The 18,247-nt window shown below is 70.1% G+C and carries 18 protein-coding genes; 8 read left to right on the top strand and 10 right to left on the bottom strand.

Annotation, left to right across the window (positions count from 1 at the left end; all coding sequences use genetic code 11):
* Window positions 1-88: 88 nt before the first annotated feature.
* From IMT31_RS12590 to trhA, 3 genes are all read right to left on the bottom strand, one after another.
* On the bottom strand, window positions 89-892 hold the full coding sequence (locus IMT31_RS12590) for an MOSC domain-containing protein (protein ID WP_345354609.1): 804 nt from the start codon (window positions 890-892) through the stop codon (window positions 89-91).
* Between the two features lie 43 nt (window positions 893-935).
* Entirely contained in the window at window positions 936-1,808 is an 873-nt protein-coding gene (locus IMT31_RS12595) for a phosphatidylinositol-specific phospholipase C/glycerophosphodiester phosphodiesterase family protein (RefSeq protein ID WP_413542998.1), read from the bottom strand.
* 113 nt (window positions 1,809-1,921) lie between these two features.
* On the bottom strand, window positions 1,922-2,581 hold the full coding sequence (trhA, locus tag IMT31_RS12600; RefSeq protein WP_413544422.1) for a PAQR family membrane homeostasis protein TrhA: 660 nt from the start codon (window positions 2,579-2,581) through the stop codon (window positions 1,922-1,924).
* A gap of 249 nt (window positions 2,582-2,830) precedes the next feature.
* Here trhA and IMT31_RS12605 point away from each other — a divergent pair, with 249 nt between their 5' ends.
* Together IMT31_RS12605 and IMT31_RS12610 are read left to right on the top strand one after the other, a co-directional pair.
* Window positions 2,831-3,604 (top strand): isoprenyl transferase, encoded by a 774-nt coding sequence (locus tag IMT31_RS12605; protein ID WP_345354612.1) that lies wholly within the window; start codon window positions 2,831-2,833, stop codon window positions 3,602-3,604.
* Window positions 3,605-3,853: 249 nt separating this feature from the next.
* Complete coding sequence (locus IMT31_RS12610) at window positions 3,854-5,296, top strand: PhoH family protein (RefSeq protein ID WP_378109480.1); 1,443 nt, start codon at window positions 3,854-3,856, stop codon at window positions 5,294-5,296.
* A 332-nt stretch (window positions 5,297-5,628) separates the two neighbouring features.
* Here IMT31_RS12610 and IMT31_RS12615 read toward each other — a convergent pair whose 3' ends face one another.
* Complete coding sequence (locus IMT31_RS12615) at window positions 5,629-6,282, bottom strand: rhomboid family intramembrane serine protease (protein WP_413542999.1); 654 nt, start codon at window positions 6,280-6,282, stop codon at window positions 5,629-5,631.
* 110 nt (window positions 6,283-6,392) lie between these two features.
* On the opposite strand from IMT31_RS12615, the gene IMT31_RS12620 reads away from it, so the two are divergent.
* Together IMT31_RS12620 and IMT31_RS12625 are read left to right on the top strand one after the other, a co-directional pair.
* Entirely contained in the window at window positions 6,393-6,899 is a 507-nt protein-coding gene (locus IMT31_RS12620; protein ID WP_345354615.1) for an A24 family peptidase, read from the top strand.
* 18 nt (window positions 6,900-6,917) lie between these two features.
* Complete coding sequence (locus IMT31_RS12625; RefSeq protein ID WP_413543000.1) at window positions 6,918-7,442, top strand: NUDIX hydrolase; 525 nt, start codon at window positions 6,918-6,920, stop codon at window positions 7,440-7,442.
* 31 nt (window positions 7,443-7,473) lie between these two features.
* Here IMT31_RS12625 and IMT31_RS12630 read toward each other — a convergent pair whose 3' ends face one another.
* The 3 genes from IMT31_RS12630 to IMT31_RS12640 all read right to left on the bottom strand — a co-directional run bounded on the left by IMT31_RS12630 (window position 7,474) and on the right by IMT31_RS12640 (window position 10,799).
* Window positions 7,474-8,916 carry a class II fumarate hydratase gene (locus IMT31_RS12630; protein WP_345354619.1) on the bottom strand — a complete coding sequence of 481 codons (1,443 nt, stop codon included), beginning with the start codon at window positions 8,914-8,916 and terminating at the stop codon, window positions 7,474-7,476.
* Window positions 8,917-8,926: 10 nt separating this feature from the next.
* Entirely contained in the window at window positions 8,927-9,607 is a 681-nt protein-coding gene (locus tag IMT31_RS12635; RefSeq protein ID WP_345354621.1) for an ABC transporter ATP-binding protein, read from the bottom strand.
* Between the two features lie 76 nt (window positions 9,608-9,683).
* On the bottom strand, window positions 9,684-10,799 hold the full coding sequence (locus IMT31_RS12640; protein ID WP_413543001.1) for an ABC transporter permease: 1,116 nt from the start codon (window positions 10,797-10,799) through the stop codon (window positions 9,684-9,686).
* A gap of 207 nt (window positions 10,800-11,006) precedes the next feature.
* Here IMT31_RS12640 and IMT31_RS12645 point away from each other — a divergent pair, with 207 nt between their 5' ends.
* Window positions 11,007-12,356 (top strand): sensor histidine kinase, encoded by a 1,350-nt coding sequence (locus tag IMT31_RS12645; protein ID WP_413543002.1) that lies wholly within the window; start codon window positions 11,007-11,009, stop codon window positions 12,354-12,356.
* Window positions 12,353-13,018: a response regulator transcription factor gene (locus tag IMT31_RS12650; protein WP_413543003.1), complete on the top strand. Its 666-nt coding sequence runs from the start codon at window positions 12,353-12,355 to the stop codon at window positions 13,016-13,018. The genes IMT31_RS12645 and IMT31_RS12650 overlap by 4 nt, the downstream gene beginning before the upstream one ends.
* Before the next feature lie 3 nt (window positions 13,019-13,021).
* Here IMT31_RS12650 and IMT31_RS12655 read toward each other — a convergent pair whose 3' ends face one another.
* Together IMT31_RS12655 and IMT31_RS12660 are read right to left on the bottom strand one after the other, a co-directional pair.
* On the bottom strand, window positions 13,022-13,693 hold the full coding sequence (locus tag IMT31_RS12655) for a carbonic anhydrase (RefSeq protein WP_345354629.1): 672 nt from the start codon (window positions 13,691-13,693) through the stop codon (window positions 13,022-13,024).
* A 4-nt stretch (window positions 13,694-13,697) separates the two neighbouring features.
* Window positions 13,698-14,309 carry a DUF4245 domain-containing protein gene (locus IMT31_RS12660; protein WP_345354631.1) on the bottom strand — a complete coding sequence of 204 codons (612 nt, stop codon included), beginning with the start codon at window positions 14,307-14,309 and terminating at the stop codon, window positions 13,698-13,700.
* A 198-nt stretch (window positions 14,310-14,507) separates the two neighbouring features.
* On the opposite strand from IMT31_RS12660, the gene glpX reads away from it, so the two are divergent.
* Complete coding sequence (glpX, locus tag IMT31_RS12665; RefSeq protein WP_345354768.1) at window positions 14,508-15,473, top strand: class II fructose-bisphosphatase; 966 nt, start codon at window positions 14,508-14,510, stop codon at window positions 15,471-15,473.
* Between the two features lie 90 nt (window positions 15,474-15,563).
* Here the strand turns inward: glpX and manA are convergent, their stop codons facing one another.
* Window positions 15,564-16,886 (bottom strand): mannose-6-phosphate isomerase, class I, encoded by a 1,323-nt coding sequence (gene manA / locus IMT31_RS12670; protein ID WP_413543004.1) that lies wholly within the window; start codon window positions 16,884-16,886, stop codon window positions 15,564-15,566.
* 96 nt (window positions 16,887-16,982) lie between these two features.
* Here manA and lhgO point away from each other — a divergent pair, with 96 nt between their 5' ends.
* The gene (gene lhgO, locus IMT31_RS12675) at window positions 16,983-18,212 is read left to right on the top strand and encodes an L-2-hydroxyglutarate oxidase (RefSeq protein ID WP_413543005.1); all 1,230 of its coding nucleotides are present in this window, start codon (window positions 16,983-16,985) and stop codon (window positions 18,210-18,212) included.
* Window positions 18,213-18,247 lie beyond the last annotated feature (35 nt).

Here is an 18,247-nt window from a genome sequence, read left to right on the forward strand (position 1 = left end):
GGTCCTTCGCCGAATCGATGCTTCGCGGCTGCGAGTTCAATGGCGGGAACAACGTCTTCCGGTGGAAGTATTCCGGCGGTGAGGACCGTCACGGACCCAGGCGTTCCGCGTCCTCGCCCGGCCCCGCAGCAGGGAGGCCGTGTGCCCCGGCCGCACCGCCACTGACGGCCCGGCCCGGGTTCCGCATCTCGAGGCGGCGCTGCAGGGCGCTGCGCCATGACTCGGGGACCCCGGGGGAGGCGAGGATCCGCTCGGCGGCGGGTAGATCGTCCTTGTCCACGGTCATGACGCGGGAGAGCTCAGCCAGGTCCACGGCGCCCGCCATCCGTTCCACGAGGCGCATCCGCTGTCCTGCGGCCAGGGGCGCCGGGGTCAGTACCCGCAGGTACCAGCCTGTGCGCCCCGTGGCCTGCACGCGGCGCGCCAGGTCTGGGATGCCCCAGCGGGAGGACAGCTTCCAGCAGGGGCGCCTTGATTGGCTCACCTGCAGCACGGCATCGCCCACCTGCCACACGTCCGCCAGACAGGTGTCCGCCTCGGTCAACCCCTCCACCGTGAGGTTCTCGAACAGGGCACCCTCCGGCAGGTCGATCCCGTCCGCCCGCCACGCCGCGTAGTGGCCGCGGGCGTAGCACATCACGGCCTTGTCCGGCCCGCCGTGGTGCTCCGTATCGCCCTGTCCGTCCCCGGCCAGCCCGGTGGCCCCCAGCGCGACCGGCCCCTCGACGGGCTCCTTGAAGGCGCCCGTGCGCACCTCGGCGCCTCGCCACCGCACGGTGCGTACCGCGCCCACGCGCACGGCGGCGATCCGTCCGGTGGGGTGGCGGCCAAGGGACGGCGAGAGGGTGGGTCCTCCGGGGCTTGGGGGTCCTGGGGGTCCTGGGGGCGGCATGGTCCTATCCAATCACGCCCCATCACGCCCCGGCCCGGGAGCGTCAGCGGCTCAGGACCTCCTGGAGTCCCGCCAGGTCGTCCGTGTTGATGTGGTCCACCCCGGCGGCCTGCAGTTCGGCCCAGAGGTTCTCCCGCGCCGGGCCGGAGACATCGTTGGTGGCCCAGAATCGCACCCGCTGGCCGTCCGCGTGGGCCTGCTCCACGTAGTCATGCAGGCGTTCGCGTTCCTGCTCGGGCATGGGGCCCACACCCTGCCAGGTGAAGAGGTTGTTCCAGTTCTCGCTGATCAGGGGCATGAACTCCGCGCCGATCCCGGAACCGAGGTCTGTGGAGCGGCCGTCGACGAAGGAGTAGCGGGTCTTGGCCTCCTGCATCTGCTGCATGGGGCGGTTGCCGCTGATGACGGCCTCCACGGCGCGGTCCTTGACCGCTCCGTCGTGCACTCGGGTCACGAACCGGCGGTGCTCCTCGAGCTCGTCCTCGATGGCCGCCCAGGTCTCCGGGCCCTCACTCTTGATGTCGATCAGCAGCTGGAAGTCACCGCGATGGCCGGGGTAGAGCTGCTTGCCGTTGGGCGAGACCAGCGCGGACAGGGGCTCCAGGTAGGCCTCCTCAAGGGTCGGGGCGTCCTCCAGCTCCCAGGAGTCGTGCGCCACGCGGAGCTCTCCGTCCACGAGCCAGACGTCGGCCTCCACCGAGGTGAAGCCGTGCTCGAGGGCATCCAAGAGAGGGCGGTCGTGCTCGTAGTCGTTGTGCGCGTGGGCCTGGGCCAGAGGAGTGCCCAGCTCAGCGGAGGGAGCAGGCCCCTGGGACGGGATGGCCGGAGCCGCCGCGGTGGCGGCGGAGGCCGCCAGGGGGACGGCCACGAGGGCAGCGAGGGCTACGGCACCGAGGGTACTGGTGGTCGTGCGCATGGGGGCCTTCCGGTTCAGGGGCGGGACGCCCCCACGGTGCCGTCCCCGTTTGACCACCGGCCGGCGATCACGTGAACTCCGGGACAACAACGCCCCAGGCGAGGGGGACGGGGCTACGTCTGGAGCACTGCCACCATGATGGCGATGTAGTGGCACACGAAGCCGCCGATGGTGAAGACGTGGAAGACCTCGTGGAAGCCGAACCACTCACGGTGGGGGTTCGGCCGCTTCAGGGCATAGAACACGGCGCCGATGATGTAACAGGCCCCGCCCACACAGACCATCACGGCGGCGGTGGCGTTGACGGCGAAGAAGTCACCCAGGTAGAGCAGTGCGGCCAACCCCAGGAGCACGTACACGGGGGTGTAGAGCCAGCGTGGGGCGGAGGTCCAGAACACCCGGAACGCGACGCCGGCCACGGCTCCGATCCAGACACCCGCCAGGAGGACGGTCGCCTTCTCCGGGGTCAGCATCGACAGGGCCAAAGGCGTGTAGGAGCCGGCGATGACCAGCATGATGTTGGTGTGGTCCAGCCGCTTGAGCACGATCGCCACCCGTGGCGACCACTGCACGAGGTGGTAGGTGGCCGAGACGGCGAAGAGCAGCAGTCCGGTCAGGGCGTAGACCGCACTGGCCCAGGTCAGCGTGGTGGTGGGGGCCAGGACGATCAGCACGATGCCCGCGGCCAGGGCCAGTGGCGCCATCACGGCGTGGCTCCACCCGCGCAGCCGCGGCTTGAAGTCGGGGTGGTCCGGGTCCAGCACGCGGTCCATGCGCCAGCGGCGGCTGGGTGCCGTCGGACCGGCTGGGGCCGTCGGGCCGGCCTGCGCTTGGGGATCGGCGCCGGGGGTGGGGCCGTCGGAGGGGGTGGATGCCATGGGAACAGGATACGGCCGGATCCCCGGTGTTACCCGTGGGTAACCATTCAGCGCGCGGTCAGTTCGCTACCGTAGAGACGACGATGCCATCAATGATCCCGGCCCCACGCCACGGCCACGCCGGGATCCGGACAGGGGACGCACATGCACCTACCGAACGTCCTCTACAGCTTCTATGAGCGCCGGCTGGCGGCCGGCCTGGAGCGGGACAAGCTGCCGCGGCACATCGGCGTGGTGCTGGACGGCAACCGCCGGTGGGCCAAGGCCTCCGGCGCCACCACCGCTGACGGGCACCAGGCCGGGGCGGAGAAGATCCACGAGTTCCTCGGCTGGTGTGATGAGTTCGGCATCCGGGTCGTCACGCTGTACATGCTCTCCACGGACAACATGGGCCGTCCGCCGGAGGAGCTTGCCCAGCTGGTGGGGATCATCGAGACCACCCTCAAGCGCCTGGGGGACGGGCTGTCCAACGGTCATCGCGTGCGGGTCCAGGCCGTGGGGGCCTCCGAGCTGCTGCCGGCAGGCCTGGCCGGGACCCTGGCGGACCTCGAGGCCCGCACTGCGGACGCGGTGGGACTGCACGTGAACGTGGCCGTGGGGTATGGCGGGCGCCGGGAGATCGTGGACGCCGTCAAGGAGCTGCTGATCGAGGCCGACGATCAGGGGCGCGGTGCCGCCGAGGTGGCCCGCGAGCTGACGGACGAGCAGATCTCCGACCGCCTCTACACCCGCGGCCAGCCTGACCCGGACCTGGTCATCCGCACCTCCGGGGAGCAGCGGCTCTCGGGGTTCCTGATGTGGCAGTCCGCCTACTCCGAGTTCTACTTCTGCGAGGCCCTCTGGCCGGACTTCCGCCGCGTGGACTTCGTCCGTGCCCTGCGGGACTTCTCCTCCCGCCAGCGGCGCTTCGGTTCCTGACGCCAGAGTCCCGACGCCGGTCGGTCGCCTACCCCGGAGAGGTGACCGGCCGGCGTCGGGCCCCGGCACTGCGATTCACTGGAAGTTCACCGTGTCACATCCGACATCTTCCGCTGGAATCCGTCCGGGCGGTCCTACGGTAGGAATATCAGTCACCGGCGGGAACGGCCGCGGCCATCTGGTCACGGATCCGCCTCCCGCGGATTGATCGGAAAGGCCAAGCCGTATGCCGTCACTCCAGACAGCAGGATGGTGGGCCGTTCCGGCCCCGGCCGGTCCGTCCCACCCCACCCTCGATCATCGGGGCGTGCGCCCCGGTCTGGAGTCCCTGTGGAGAACCTGACGAGAACCCTGGCCACTGACACCCCCGCAGCGGTCCGGCCCGCAGAGCGGATCAGCGTCGGCGAGAAGTCCTACCTGCTGGACACCTCCGTGCTGTTGTCCGATCCGCGAGCCCTGCTGCGTTTCGCGGAGCACGAGGTCATCCTGCCGATCGTGGTCATCTCCGAGTTGGAGAAGAAGCGGGATGATCCGGACCTGGGCTACTTCGCCCGCAAGGCACTGCGACTGCTGGACGAGCTGCGTCTGGAGCACGGCTCCCTGGACCGGACCATCCCCCTGGGGACCGAGGGCGGCACCCTGCGCGTGGAGCTCAATCACATCTCCGTGGACGTCCTGCCCTACGGCATCCGCAACACGGACAACGACTCCCGGATCCTCGCCGTGGCCAAGAACTTCGCCGACGAGGGCCGGGACGTCACGGTGGTCTCCAAGGACCTGCCGATGCGCGTGAAGGCGTCCGCCATGGGACTGCAGGCGGATGAGTACCGCAACGAGCTGGTCAAGGACTCCGGTTGGTCCGGCACTGCCGAGGTGATGGCCGGCGAGGAGGAGATCAGCGCCCTCTATGACAACGAGTCGGTGGCTCTGGCCGAGACCGGGGGCCTGCCCGTCAACACCGGGTTGGTCATCACCTCTCCGCGTGGCTCGGCGCTCGGCCGCGTGGACAAGCACGGCAACACCCAGGTGGTGCGCGGCGATCGGGATGTCTTCGGACTGCACGGCCGCTCGGCCGAACAGCGGCTGGCCATCGACCTGCTGCTGGACCCCTCGGTGGGCATCGTCTCCCTCGGCGGACGCGCCGGCACCGGCAAGTCGGCCCTGGCCCTGTGCGCCGGCCTGGAGGCCGTGATGGAGCGCCAGGAGCACCGCAAGGTGGTGGTGTTCCGCCCCCTCTACGCCGTGGGCGGCCAGGAGCTGGGGTACCTGCCGGGCTCGGAGAACGAGAAGATGAACCCCTGGGGCCAGGCGGTGTATGACACCCTCGGTGCCCTGGTCTCCACGGAGGTGCTGGACGAGGTGGTGGACCGCGGCATGCTCGAGGTGCTGCCCCTGACCCACATCCGTGGCCGCTCCCTGCATGACTCCTGGGTGATCGTGGACGAGGCCCAGTCATTGGAGAAGAACGTGCTGCTGACGGTGATGAGCCGCATGGGCCAGAACTCCAAGATCATCCTGACCCATGACGTGGCGCAGCGGGACAACCTGAGGGTGGGCCGGCATGACGGGATCGCGGCCGTGGTGGAGACGCTCAAGGGGCACCCGCTGTTCGGCCATGTCACGCTCAACCGCTCGGAGCGCTCGCCGATCGCCGCGCTCGTGACGGAACTGCTGGAGGATGCCAGCATCTGAGGGGGAAGTAGCTGAGAAGAATCCAGGGGCCGCCGCACGTGAGTGCGACGGCCCCTGGGGGTGAATCCGTCCGGACCCCCGCGGAGGGGGGATGAGGGGGACCGGGGGATGATCCACCGCAGCCATGGCCCCTAGAAACGGGATGGAGGCCATGGAGCCTGTTCGCTTCCACTGACGGTTCACGGTGTTGAGTCGGTGCCGCACGGATGGAAGCGATCCCAGCATACTCCGGGACAGCAATGTTGCCTACCATTTGGTGGAAAGTCACACCATTCGACTTTTGTCTCGTCTTGACAGGACCTTTGGCCAGTCAGGTGGCCCGGTCGGAAGACCTACCCCCGGCCGCCGGCAAGCGTCTCGCGGCGCTCGCGCCAGTCCCGTCTGGCGTGCCGCGTGTCGGCGAAGGCCACCAGTACACCCGCCGCCGCACCGGCGAGGTGCCCCTGCCAGGAGATCCGGGGATTCATCGGCAGGAAGCCCCACACGATCCCCCCGTAGAGCAGCACCACCGCCACGGCGGCCAGAATCGCTGCGAAGCGACGGGCGAGGATCCCATAGGCCACCAGGAAAGCGGCGTACCCGTAGACGATCACCGAGGCGCCGATGTGGTTGGTGCCCAGCCCGCCGAGCAGCCAGGTCCCGACTCCGCCCAGCAGCCAGATCCCGGCGGTGATCACCCACCATTGACGGGTCAGCCAGGCGACCATGGTTCCCATCACCAGCAGGGGCAACGTGTTGGAGATCAGGTGACCGAACCCGGAGTGCAGCAGCGGGGCGAAGAGGATGCCGGGCAGGCCCGAGGCATCCAGGGGCTGGATCCCGAACTGATTGAGCCGGCCCCCAGCGAACAGGTCGATGATCTCCAGGACCCACATGAGCAGCACCAGACCGAGCACGGGCAGGGCCCGCTGGACCCAGTCCGGGGAGGAGCGCAACCGGCCGATCATCTGACTGTTGGAGGAGGGACGCCTGACGGGATCGGACATGGCCCCAGTCTACGGACGGCACGGGACGCCTGGGCGGGCCCGGCTGCCACGATGTCCACAGCCTGGCGATCGACACCCTGCTGCCGGCCGAGCCGTCCTAGGCTGGGAGCATGCCGTCCGTCCTGGCCCAAGCGGTCCGCGAGGGGAACTGGTTGCTGCTGGTCGCCGTGATGGCCGGGCTACTGGTCTTCGCGGTGTGCGCCGTGACGTTGACGGTGACGGACCTGCGCGAGCACCGGCTACCCAATCAGTGGACCGGCGGCCTGGCAGCCGGCGGTGCCCTCACGCTCGGGCTGGGATGTCTGGTGGTCGACGCCGGATGGTCCCGGTTCTGGTCCATGCTCGGCGGCGGCGTGGCCTACCTGGCGCTCCTGCTGGTCCTGCACCTGCTCAGCCGCACCGGCATGGGGATGGGGGACGTCAAGCTGGCCGGCGGCCTGGGGCTCTACGCCGGGTGGCTCGGCTGGGACCACCTGTTGGCGGCCGTCCTCCTCGGGTTCATGGCCGGGGGAGTGGTGGCCCTGGCGCTGGTCATCTCTCGCCGCGCCACCGGTTCCACGCACCTTCCCTTCGGGCCGGCCATGCTGGCCGGGACCGCGCTGGTCCTGTTGTTCTGAGCGGTTAGCGTGGGTGGCATGCCCACTCCCGAATTCGTCCTGTCCCTGCGCGAGAAGGTCGGCACCGATCACCTGTGGTTGCCCGGATGCAAGGCCGTCGTCCTGAGGGGCCGCTCCGCAGACGGCGGCGGAGTCGACGGCGGGGTGGGGTCGGGCCGCGAGGTCCTGCTCGTGCGCCGCGTGGACAACGGCCGCTGGACGCTGCCGGCCGGGATCATCGAACCGGGGGAGGAGCCGGCGTCCACCGCCGTGCGGGAGACCCTGGAGGAGACCAACGTGACGTGCGCGCCGAGGCGACTGGCCGGCGTCGGGACCACCCACCCGGTGACGTATCCGAACGGGGACCGGGCGCAGTACCTGGACGTGGTGATGGTGATGGACTACGTGAGCGGGGAGGCCCGCGTCAATGATGACGAGAACACGGACGTGGGCTGGTTCTGCCTCGACGCCCTGCCCGACCTGCCGGAGCTGCACGCCCGTGCCCTGCAGTGGGGACTGGCGGAGACGCCGGAGGCCCGGTTCGTGGCCCCCGCCGAAGCGTAGGGACCCCGAGCCGGGCCTCCGAGACCGGGAATCAGGCGGGGTGCGTCATGGACATGGTGTCCAGGGCCGCGTCCAGCTGCTCCTCGGTGACCTCTCCGCGCTCCACGTAGCCGAGATCGATCACGGCCTCGCGGACGGTCATCTTCTGGGCCACGGAGTGCTTGGCGATCTTCGCGGCGGCCTCGTAGCCGATGACCTTGTTCAGAGGGGTGACGATCGAGGGGGAGGCGCCGGCCAGGAAGGTGCAGCGCTCCACGTTGGCCTCGATGCCGTCGATCATCTTGTCCGCCATGACGCGGGCCGAGTTGGCCAGCAGGCGGATGGACTCCAGCAGATTGGCGGCCATCACCGGGATGCCGACGTTCAGCTCGAAGGCGCCGTTGGTGGAGGACAGGGACACCGTGGTGTCATTGCCGATCACCTGGGCGGCCACCTGGATGACGGCCTCGGAGATCACGGGGTTGACCTTGCCCGGCATGATCGAGGAGCCCGGCTGCAGGTCCGGGATGAAGATCTCGCCCAGGCCGGTGTTCGGGCCGGAGCCCATCCAGCGCAGGTCATTGTTGATCTTCATGAAGGAGTAGGCAATGGTGCGCAGCTGGCCGGAGGCCTCCACCAGCCCGTCACGGTTGGCCTGCGCCTCGAAGTGGTTGCGGGCCTCGGTCAGGGGCAGGCCGGTCTCCTCGGCGAGCAGCTCGATCACGCGGGCGGAGAAGCCGGCCGGGGTGTTGATGCCGGTGCCCACGGCGGTGCCGCCGAGCGGGACCTCGGCCACGCGCGGCAGGGAGGCCTCGATCCGCTCGATCCCGTAGCGGACCTGCGCGGCGTAGCCGCCGAACTCCTGGCCCAGGGTCACCGGGGTGGCGTCCATCAGGTGGGTGCGCCCGGACTTGACCACGGTGGAGAACTCCTCGGCCTTGCGCTCCAGGGAGGCCGCGAGGTGCTCCAGGGCCGGCTTCAGCTCGTTGATCAGACCCGCGGTGACGGCGATGTGCACCGAGGTGGGGAACACGTCATTGGAGGACTGGGACGCGTTGACGTGGTCGTTCGGGTGGACCTCGTCCGCCGATCCGGACGCCTTGAGGGCCTGGGTGGCCAGGTTGGCGAGGACCTCGTTGGTGTTCATGTTGGAGGAGGTGCCGGAGCCGGTCTGGAACACGTCGATCGGGTACTGCGCATCGTGCTTCCCGGAGATGACCTCGTCCGCGGCGGCCACGATCGCGTCCCGTCGCCCGGCATCGATGACCCCGAGCTCGGCGTTGGCCTTCGCGGCGGCCTTCTTGACCTGCGCCAGGGCGTGGATGTGGCCCGGCTCCAGGGTCTTGCCGGAGATCGGGAAGTTCTGAACGGCACGCTGGGTCTGGGCGCGGTACAGAGCGCTGGCAGGCACCTTCACCTCACCCATCGTGTCGTGCTCGATGCGGAACTGCTGTTCAGTCTGCTGGCCGGAGGGCTGCTGCGAAGAATCGGTCATGATTCCCACTTTAGACCGTGGCGTGCTCTGCGAGCTGTCCGTCACGCAGGGTGACCGAGCGATCCGCCACGTCCACGAACTCCAGATCGTGGGTGACCACCACGGTGGCCGTGTCCAGCTCGCGGGTGAGGGTGGAGATCAGTTCCATGACCTCCTCCGAACGGTGCTGGTCCAGGGCGGAGGTCGGCTCGTCTACCAGCAGCACGGAGGGCGATCCCATCAGCGCACGGGCGATGTTCACGCGCTGCCGCTGGCCGCCGGAGAGCTGGTGGGGGCGCCGGTTCGCCGCGGCCTCCATCCCGACGGCGGCCAGGGACTCCATGGCCGCGTCCCGAAGGGCACGGGGCCGGGACCCGCGCAGCACTCCGACGAGCTGGAGCTGTTCGAGGGCGGTGAGCGACGGCATCAGCTGGGGCTGTTGGAACACCAGGCCGATGTGGTTCAGCCGCAGCCGGGCCCGCTCGGCCTGGCTGGCACCGGTGATCTCGGTGCCGCCGATGGTCACGGTGCCGGAGGTCGGTGTGACCAGGGCGCCGGCCACGGCCAGCAGGGAGGACTTCCCGGAGCCGGAGGGTCCCACGAGGGCGAGCATCTGGCCGGCCGGGACCGTCAGGTCCACGGAGTCCAGGGCGTTGAGGGTGCCGTTCTCGCCGTCGGGGTAGGTCAGGGTGACGTTGGACAGGTTCAGCATGGGGGAATCCTTCGGTGGGAGGTCGAGAAGTCGGGACGAGACGTCGGGTCAGGAGGAGCGGGCCGAGGCTCGCGACTCAGCTGCCGCCGAGCGCCACGAGCGGGTCCACGCGGCAGGTGCGCCAGACGGCGGCCACCGAGGCGACCATCCCCAGCACCACGGTGACGGCCACCGGGATGGCCACGGCGGCTGCGTCCACCTGGACGGGCACCACTCCGGCCGCCAGGGAGATCCCGGCCAGGCCCAGGGCGCCACCCACGGCGGCACCGGCCAACAGCACGATCCCGGCCTGGGTGAGGGCATCGGCCACCACCCACCCCGTGGTGGCGCCCAGGGCCTTGAGCACGGCGATGTCCCGGGTGCGCTGGAGTGTGAACACGGCCATGAAGGCGGCGATCACCAGGGCGGAGATGCCGTAGAGGAAGGCCTGCATCATCACGAGCGAGCCGTTCTCGGAGGAGTAGGCGGGCAGCGCGCTCAGGGCGCCGTCCACGTCCGAGGCCACCGTGGTGGTCTCCCTGGCCGCGGCCGGTGCGTGGCCGGCGTCGGGCATGGTGCCGGCGACCAGCACCGTGGAGGTGCCCTCCGGAGCGTGCGTCACGGTGGCCCAGGTCTCCAGGGGCAGGTAGAGCACGGGTGTGTGGGAGTACCACTCGTCCTCGATGGTCCCTCCGATCGGCACGTCCTGGCCGTTGATCGAGACCTCGCTGCCCTCGCCCACGCCCAGCTGCTCGGCGGCGGTCTCGCTGATCAGGGCGCCGTCCTGCAGGGTGCCCTGATCCGGGACCAGGCGGCTACCGGCTTCCAGTCCCATGAGGGTCACCGCGGAGACGGCCGAACCGGAGTCGGCGCGGGCCTGGCCCACGCCCACGGGTTCGGCCCACTGGACCTGGGGGTCCCGCTGCCAGCCGTCGAGCTGTTCGGCCGTGACGGAGGAGGCCGTGAAGTCCGACTCCACGTCCTCGGTGCCCTCCGCGTGGGCGGCGCCGAAGACCACGGTGACCTCGGAGGAATCGCCGGCGGCCTCGTCCCAGGCCGTGACGGCGGAGATGTTCTGGTGCGCCAGGCCGTTGGTCAGCGCGGTCAGGAAGACCAGCAGCAGGGCGATCAACCCGACCACCGCGCCCATCAGGGTGAAGCGGCCGGCGGAGAAGCGGACGTCCCTCAGGGACAGGAACGTGGGAGAGGACACGGTGGGACTCCTTGGTGAAGCGGTTCTCGCTCCGGTGGGATGCTGCGGATTCAGGGGTGTCGGAGAGCCGTCGGCGCTCCGGTGCTGCTGTTCTCCAGCCTTCCGTCCGGACGGTCGGCGCACATCGGCCACCCGGCCACTGATGGATCAACCGTTCGGTTGATTCCACGCGCCACCGGCGTCAGCAGGCCGCGCTACCCTGCACTCATGGGTCCCGCACGCATGTCACCTCCGCCCCGGCCGCCCGCCGGCCGGCAGGAGCGATCTCTGCCCAGCCCCGCCGAGGACACCCATATCCCTGCCCTGCTCGCGGCCATGCGCATCCTGCTGCACGTCACCGTGGCCGGCTTGCTGGTGATCGGGCTGCTGCGGTCCCTGGCCCCCGCCGCGCGAGCGGGCGATCACGGACAGATCTGGCAGATCGGCGGCCTGGCCGCCCTGTTCGCCGCCATCTACCTGGCCGGGACCGTCGTGGAGAAGCGCCGCAGCGATCAGAGCGCCGCCGGACGGATCGTGGTGCGGGGACAATTCCTCTGGTTGGCCGCCGTGACCCTGACCTGGCTGGGCCTGATGGCCGTGCATGTGGACTTCGCCTGGCTGGCCTTCCCGCTGTTCTTCCTGCACCTGCACGTGGTCGGGCCGCGGTCTGTACCGGTGGCCATCACCCTGGTGGTGGCGCTGACAGCGGTGGTGCTCCTGGGATTCTGGTGGCATGAGGGCACCTTGGGGATCGGCGCCGTGGTGGGGCCGGTCATCGGCGCCGTGGTGGCCGTGGCCATGTCCGCCGCGTACTCGTTGTTCTACGCCGAGGCCCGCACCCAACGGCGCATCGCGGCCGAGCTGCAGGCCACGCGTGACGACCTGGCCCGCTCCGAGCGCCATGCCGGCGCCATGCGGGAGCGCGAACGCTGGGCCCAGGACCTGCACGACACCCTGGCCCAGGGTTTGGCGTCGGTGGTGCTGCTCTCCCGGGCCGCGCAGGAACAGCAGCTCGCCGAGCCCCTGGCCGGTCAGCTGAGGCAGATCGAGCGTTCCGCCGTCCAGAACCTGGCCCAGGCCCGGGCCCTCGTGGAGCAGCGCACCCCCGGGGCCGGACTCACGGCAGAGCTGGCCGCCATCTGCCGCAGCACCCAGGACACCGCCCGCTCGGCAGGGGCCGCGCTCACGGTCGAGTTCCACGGTCCGGAGGACAGTCCGGCCCTGGGAGCCGAGTCGTCCACTGCGGTGCTGCGGGTGGCACAGTCCGCGCTCGCCAATGTGCTGCAGCACTCGGGGGCCACCCGCTGTGTGGTCAGCGTGGCCGTCCACCGGGACGAAGTGACCCTGGACGTGTTCGACGACGGCGCCGGTCGCGGCGAGAGCCCCGAGGGTTTCGGCATCGCCACCATGCGGGACCGCGCTGCCCGCGCCGCTGGAACGCTCACCGTGGAGGACGCCGGAGGACAGGGCGCTGACCGCGAGGGCATCGGCTCGCACACCGGTACCGTGGTGGCACTGAGCCTGCCCCGGTGGCCACGGCGGCTCTCACAGGAACAGGATGCGGAGACAGGACCATGAGGGATTCGACCCTGAGCGATTCGACCCTGAGGATCCTGCTGGTGGACGACCACCCGGTGGTCCGGGCCGGACTGCGCGCCGTGCTGGAGTCAGCCGGCCGCCTGGTGGTTGTGGATGAGGCCTCCACCGCCGCCGAGGCGCTCGCGGCCGTGGACCGGCTCCAGAGCACGGACGGGGGACCGGACGTGGTGGTCATGGACATCGAACTGGGCGAGGGGCCCAGTGGGATCGAGGCGACAGAACGTCTGGGACGGAGCCACCAGGGTGTGCCCGTGCTCATCGTCTCTACCTACGGTGCGGTCTCCGACGTTCAGGCCGCGGTCTCCGCCGGGGCACTGGGGTTCCTGTTGAAGGACGCCTCCGCAGCGGAATTGCGGGACGCCGTCTCCCAGGCCGCTGCCGGTAGTCTCGTCCTGCCCGCGCAACTGGCCCGGCGCGTGCTGGGTGGTGGAGCTGGGCAGGAACCGTCTCTCAGCCCCCGGGAGATCGACATCCTGGAGGAGCTTGCCCGGGGACGGACCAACCAGCAGATCGCGGCGGGCCTGTTCATCTCCCAGGCCACCGTGAAGACGCATCTGAACCACATCTTCGGCAAGCTCGGGGTGGGCAACCGCACCGAGGCCGTCACCGTGGCCCGGGCCCGGCATCTGATCCGGGGGTGAGTCTCAGCCGACGTCGTCAGGGTCCAGGTCGCCGATGATCCGGACCGGGTTCGCGGTGCCGTTGTCCAGGGAGTAGGTGACGCCGATGATGGCGGTGCGGCCCTCGTTGACGGCCTTCGCCACGGACATGGAGGACTCCATCAGCCGGGAGCTGATCTGGCGCACGTTCTCCGCCACGGTGCCGTTGACGTCCTTGACCCCGGCACGGCGGGCGGAGATCACGGAGGGGATGATCCGCTCCACGAGTGACCGGATGAAGCCCGGGGGCATCTCCCCGGAGACGTACGATTCCACGGCAGCGGTGACCGCGCCGCAGTTGTCATGGCCCAGGACCACGATCAGCGGGATGTCCAACACGTCCACGGAGTACTCCAGGGAGCCCAGGACGGCGTCGTCGATCACCTGTCCGGCGGTGCGGACCACGAACATGTCACCGAGGCCCACGTCGAAGATGATCTCGGCGGCGAGTCGGGAATCCGAGCATCCGAAGATCACGGCGGTCGGATGCTGCCCTTGGGCCAGGGAGGCGCGGCGTGCCGCATCCTGATTCGGGTGGTTCGAGGTCCCGTTCACGAAGCGGGCGTTGCCGTCCCTGAGCAGCTCCCAGGAGGCGTAGGGGGTCAGGGGGGCGCCGGCCGATGGTGTGGCGGCGGTCAGGTCGGTGCGGTCGGTCATGTTCTCAGCCTTTCTCGGCGTTCTGGATGGCCTGCTGAATGGCCGAGGCCAGGGTGTCCAGATCCTTCAGGTCACCCGAGCCGCTGACCAGCACGGTGGTTCCGCCGATCTCCGTGACCAGGTGCCTGTCGCCGTCGGCGGGCTCGTGGAGGTCCCACTGGGTGCCGTCCACGGACCGGGTCCCCGTGGCCGGCGCATTCTCCATCTGCTGGGACAGCCACGTGGGGTTGGACTGAGCGGTCTGCTTGAACCCCACGAATTCCTCTTCGGCGGTCAGGTAGCCGGCCTCCCAGACCTCCACCTGGTCCGTCCCGGCCCCGTTCCAGCGGGCGTAGTTGGCGGTCCAGTCCTCCGGGGCAACCGGCGCCACGGCAGTGAATCCCGCGGTGGCGGAGGCCTGCTCTGCGGTGGTGGCCACGTCCACGGTGGACTCGCGCTCCTGAACGGCGTTCGGCGGGTTCAGCAGCACCACCACCAGCGCGATGGCGAGGGTGGCCAGCACCGACAGCACCATGGCCCGGGATGACTGGCTGGCCCGCTTGACCTGGCTCTGCGTCAGGCGAGGTTTGGGAGCCGGGGAGCCGGCCGGATCCGTCGCAGGCTGAGGGGAGGTCACCGGACCATTCTGCCATTGGCCGGGACACTAGGATGGATCATGGAGAAGATCCCCCACAGACGGAGAATTTCGGTGACGAATGACCAGCCCGCGAACAATGACGTTCCGACCCAGCCGGCGGGGCCCCACCACGCCGAACGCAACATCCTGAGCCCCAGCCTGGCAGTCTCCGGCACCAAGCCGGACCGCAACCTGGCCATGGAGCTGGTCCGCGTGACCGAGGCGGCCGCGATCGCTGCCGGCCACTGGGTCGGCTACGGGGACAAGAACACCGCAGACGGGGCTGCCGTGGACGCCATGCGCGCGTTCATGGACACCGTGCGGATGAATGGTGTGGTGGTCATCGGCGAGGGTGAGAAGGATGAGGCGCCCATGCTGTTCAACGGCGAGCACGTGGGGGACGGCACCGGACCGGAGGTGGATGTCGCCGTGGATCCCATCGACGGCACCCGACTGACCGCCATGGGCTACCCCAACGCACTCTCGGTGTTCGCCGTGGCCGAGCGTGGTGCCATGTTCGACCCCTCGGCCGTGTACTACATGGACAAGATGGTGGTCGGCCCCGAAGCGGCGGACTTCGTGGATCTGCGCCTGCCGATCAAGCAGAACATCCACCTCGTGTCCAAGGCTCTGAACAAGCCGGTCAGCCAGCTCAACGTCTGTGTCCTCGAGCGCCCACGCCATGACAAGCTCGTCGAGGAGATCCGCGCCGCCGGCGCCCGCGTGAAGTTCATCATGGACGGCGATGTGGCCGGCGGGATCGCCGCAGCCCGCGGGGACACCGATGTGGACATGTTGCTGGGGATCGGCGGCACCCCCGAGGGCATCATCACCGCGTGCGCCATCAAGGCCATCGGCGGCGTCATCCAGGGGCGGCTGGCCCCGGTGGATGACGCCGAACGTCAGAAGGCCATCGACGCCGGCCATGACCTGGACGCGGTCCTGACCACCGATGACCTGGTCATGACCGACAACTGCTACTTCGCCGCCACCGGCATCACGGACGGTGACCTGCTGCGCGGGGTGCGGTACTACAACGACCGCGTGACCACCCAGTCCATGGTGATGCGCTCGAAGTCCGGCACCGTCCGCGTGATCGAGGCCGAGCACCAGGCCCGCAAGTGGGAGCCCTGGATCGGCCCGGAGGCCACCCCGGTCCGCTGATCCGCAATCTCGGAACTGGCGGTCGAATCCGGCCCCTCTACTGGCGGGTAACCGCACATGACGGGCCGGATTCGACCGCCAGTTGTGGGTTCAGGGGAGGGTGACCGCGAACAGCGTGGCGGGGTCACTGTTGTTGATGCTGCCGAGGCCGTGCACGGTCGCGGCGGGGTCGTCTGCGGCCAGGAACACCGACTCTCCGGGGGACAGCTCGGCGGAGTCCGCGCCGGAGGCCACCCGCACCCGCCCGGCCGTGCACACCGCGATCACGGGGCCGCGGGCGGTCAGGGTGCTTCCCTCGGCGGCGGGCAGGTCCAGTCGCTCCACCTGGAACTCCTCGAACGGCGGCCGGAACACCAGGTGTCCCGCCCTGTCCGAGACCGGGATGCAGTAGGGCACGGGTACCGATTCGAAGGCCACGACCTCGCGCAGCTCCGGGATGTCCACGTGCTTGGGCGTCAACCCGCCGCGCAGCACGTTGTCCGAGGACGCCATGACCTCCACGCCCAGGCCGTACAGGTAGGCGTGTACGTTCCCGGCCGGCAGGTGGATGGCCTGGCCCGGTGCAAGGTCCACGCGGTGCAGCAGTACCGACACCAGCACACCCGGGTCCTCGGGGTAGTGCTCGGCGATCCCCACGGCCGTGGCCAGGTTCAGGTCCTCATCCAGCACGCGCGGGGCCTGGGCCAGAGCGGCGACGGCGGCCGCGACCCAGGTGCCCGAGGTCCAGTTCCCTGAGGGGTCCAGCAGGTCACAGAAGACGGACTCGATCGCGGCCGACTCGGCGTCAGAATCGCCGCCGCCGTCGCTGGCGCCCAGGAGCCGCTCGGCGTAGCCGGCCACCACCGCGGCCGAGGTGTCCGCAGGAGCAGCCCGGCCGGCGTTGTTCCCGGGACCCTCCGCCAGCGCCGTGTTCTCCGCCAGCACCGCGGCGAGCCGGGCGAACGACGTGCCGGCGTCCGCGGCCGAGCGGAACCCGCACAGGGCCGCGAACGGGGTCAGCGCCACCACCATCTCCGGCTTGTGGTTGTCATCCTTGTAGTTGCGCTGGGGGGCGGACGCCGGGACCCCGGCGGCCTCCTCGGCGGCAAAGCCGGCCCGGGCCTGGTCCAGGGTGGGATGGGCCTGTATGGACAAGGGGCGGCCGGCGGCCAACAGCTTCACGAGATATGGCAGGCGCCCGAAGCCCGACGCCTCGCCCAGGAGGCGTTCCGGATCGGCGGCGAGCAGCTCGTGGAGCGGCACCTCGCCGGCCTGCGGCGTGCCGGCGGGGACGGCGCCGGCCGGGGCCCCGGGATGCGCCCCCATCCACAGTTCCGCCTCCGGGCGGCCGGTGGGGATCCGGCCCTGCAGCTCGGCGAGCAGGGTGGCAGAACCCCACGCATAGTCACGGAGGGGTGCACGCAGGAGATACATGTCCCCAGCCTACCGAGGTCCTCCCGGCAGACCGCACGAGGTGATGGGGTGGACCCCACGCGGCGCGGCCGGCAGCGGCGCCAGTACGTTGGTGGCATGAGATCCTTCGCCGTCATCGGGGCAGGCATCCTGGGGGCCGCCGCGGCCCGGGAGCTCGGCCGCCGCTTCCCGGATGACCACGTCACCGTCTTCGACAAGGCCGAGGACGTGGCCGCCCACCAGTCCGGGCACAACTCCGGAGTGGTGCACGCCGGCCTCTACTACGAGCCCGGGGGACTGAAGGCCCGGCTCTGCCGCCGTGGGGTGGACCTGCTGCGGGACTACGCCCGGGTGCACGGCGTGCCCTATGAGGAATGCGGGAAGCTGGTGGTGGCTCTGCGCCCGGAGGAGGAGGGACGGCTGCGCGCCATCCACGAGCGCGCGGTGGCCAACGGTGTCCCCGGGGCCGAACTGATCGGACCGGAGCGGATCCGGGAGATCGAGCCCGGGGCCACCGGTCGGCTGGCGCTGCATTCCCCCGGCACGGCGATCATCGACTATCCGGCGCTCACCCGGTCGCTCCTCGCAGACGTCCGGGCGGCAGGGGGCGCCGTGCAGCTGGGCGCCGAGGTCACGGGCATCACCAACGGAACCGAGCGGTGTACCGTCACCACGCGGCGTGAGGGAGAGGTTGATGGCGCTTCCTTCGACGCGGTCATCGTCTGCGGTGGGCTGCAGTCGGACCGCCTCGCCCGGATGGCGGGTGGGGATGAGTATCCCCGGATCGTCCCGTTCTTCGGCCAGTACTCGCAGCTGGCCCCGGAATACCGCGGTATCCTCAACGGCCTCGTCTACCCGGTGCCCGATCCGGCCTATCCGTTCCTGGGCGTGCACCTGACCAAGAGGGTGGACGGGGAGATGCTGGTGGGCCCGAACGCCTTCCTGTCCCTGGGCCGGGAGAATTACTCGGGCCGTCGGCCCGGCCTGAGGGACAGCCTCGAGGTGGCCGCCTCCGGCGCGTTCTGGAGGTTCGCCGCCCGCAACGGGCGGGCGGCCGTGCGCGAGTTCTCCGCCGTGGTGTCCCGGCAGCGCTTCCTGGCCCAGGCGGCCGAGTACGTGCCGTCCCTGACCGGCGCCGCGTCCACCCCCATCACCCGCGGCATCAGGGCCCAGGCCATGGACCGCACCGGGCGGCTCGTGGACGACTTCGTCATCGAGGACATCGGGCGGGCCACCCTGGTGCGCAATGCCCCCTCGCCGGGGGCCACCTCATCACTGGCGATCGCCGAACACCTCGTGGACCGGCTGGCGGACCATCACGGTCTGCCCACGGCGGCGAGCAGCTGAACCGGCGGTTCAATCGGCAGCTGAACCGGCCACCG

The sequence above is a fragment of the Citricoccus nitrophenolicus genome (assembly GCF_047305825.1).
GTDB lineage: Bacteria > Actinomycetota > Actinomycetes > Actinomycetales > Micrococcaceae > Citricoccus > Citricoccus nitrophenolicus.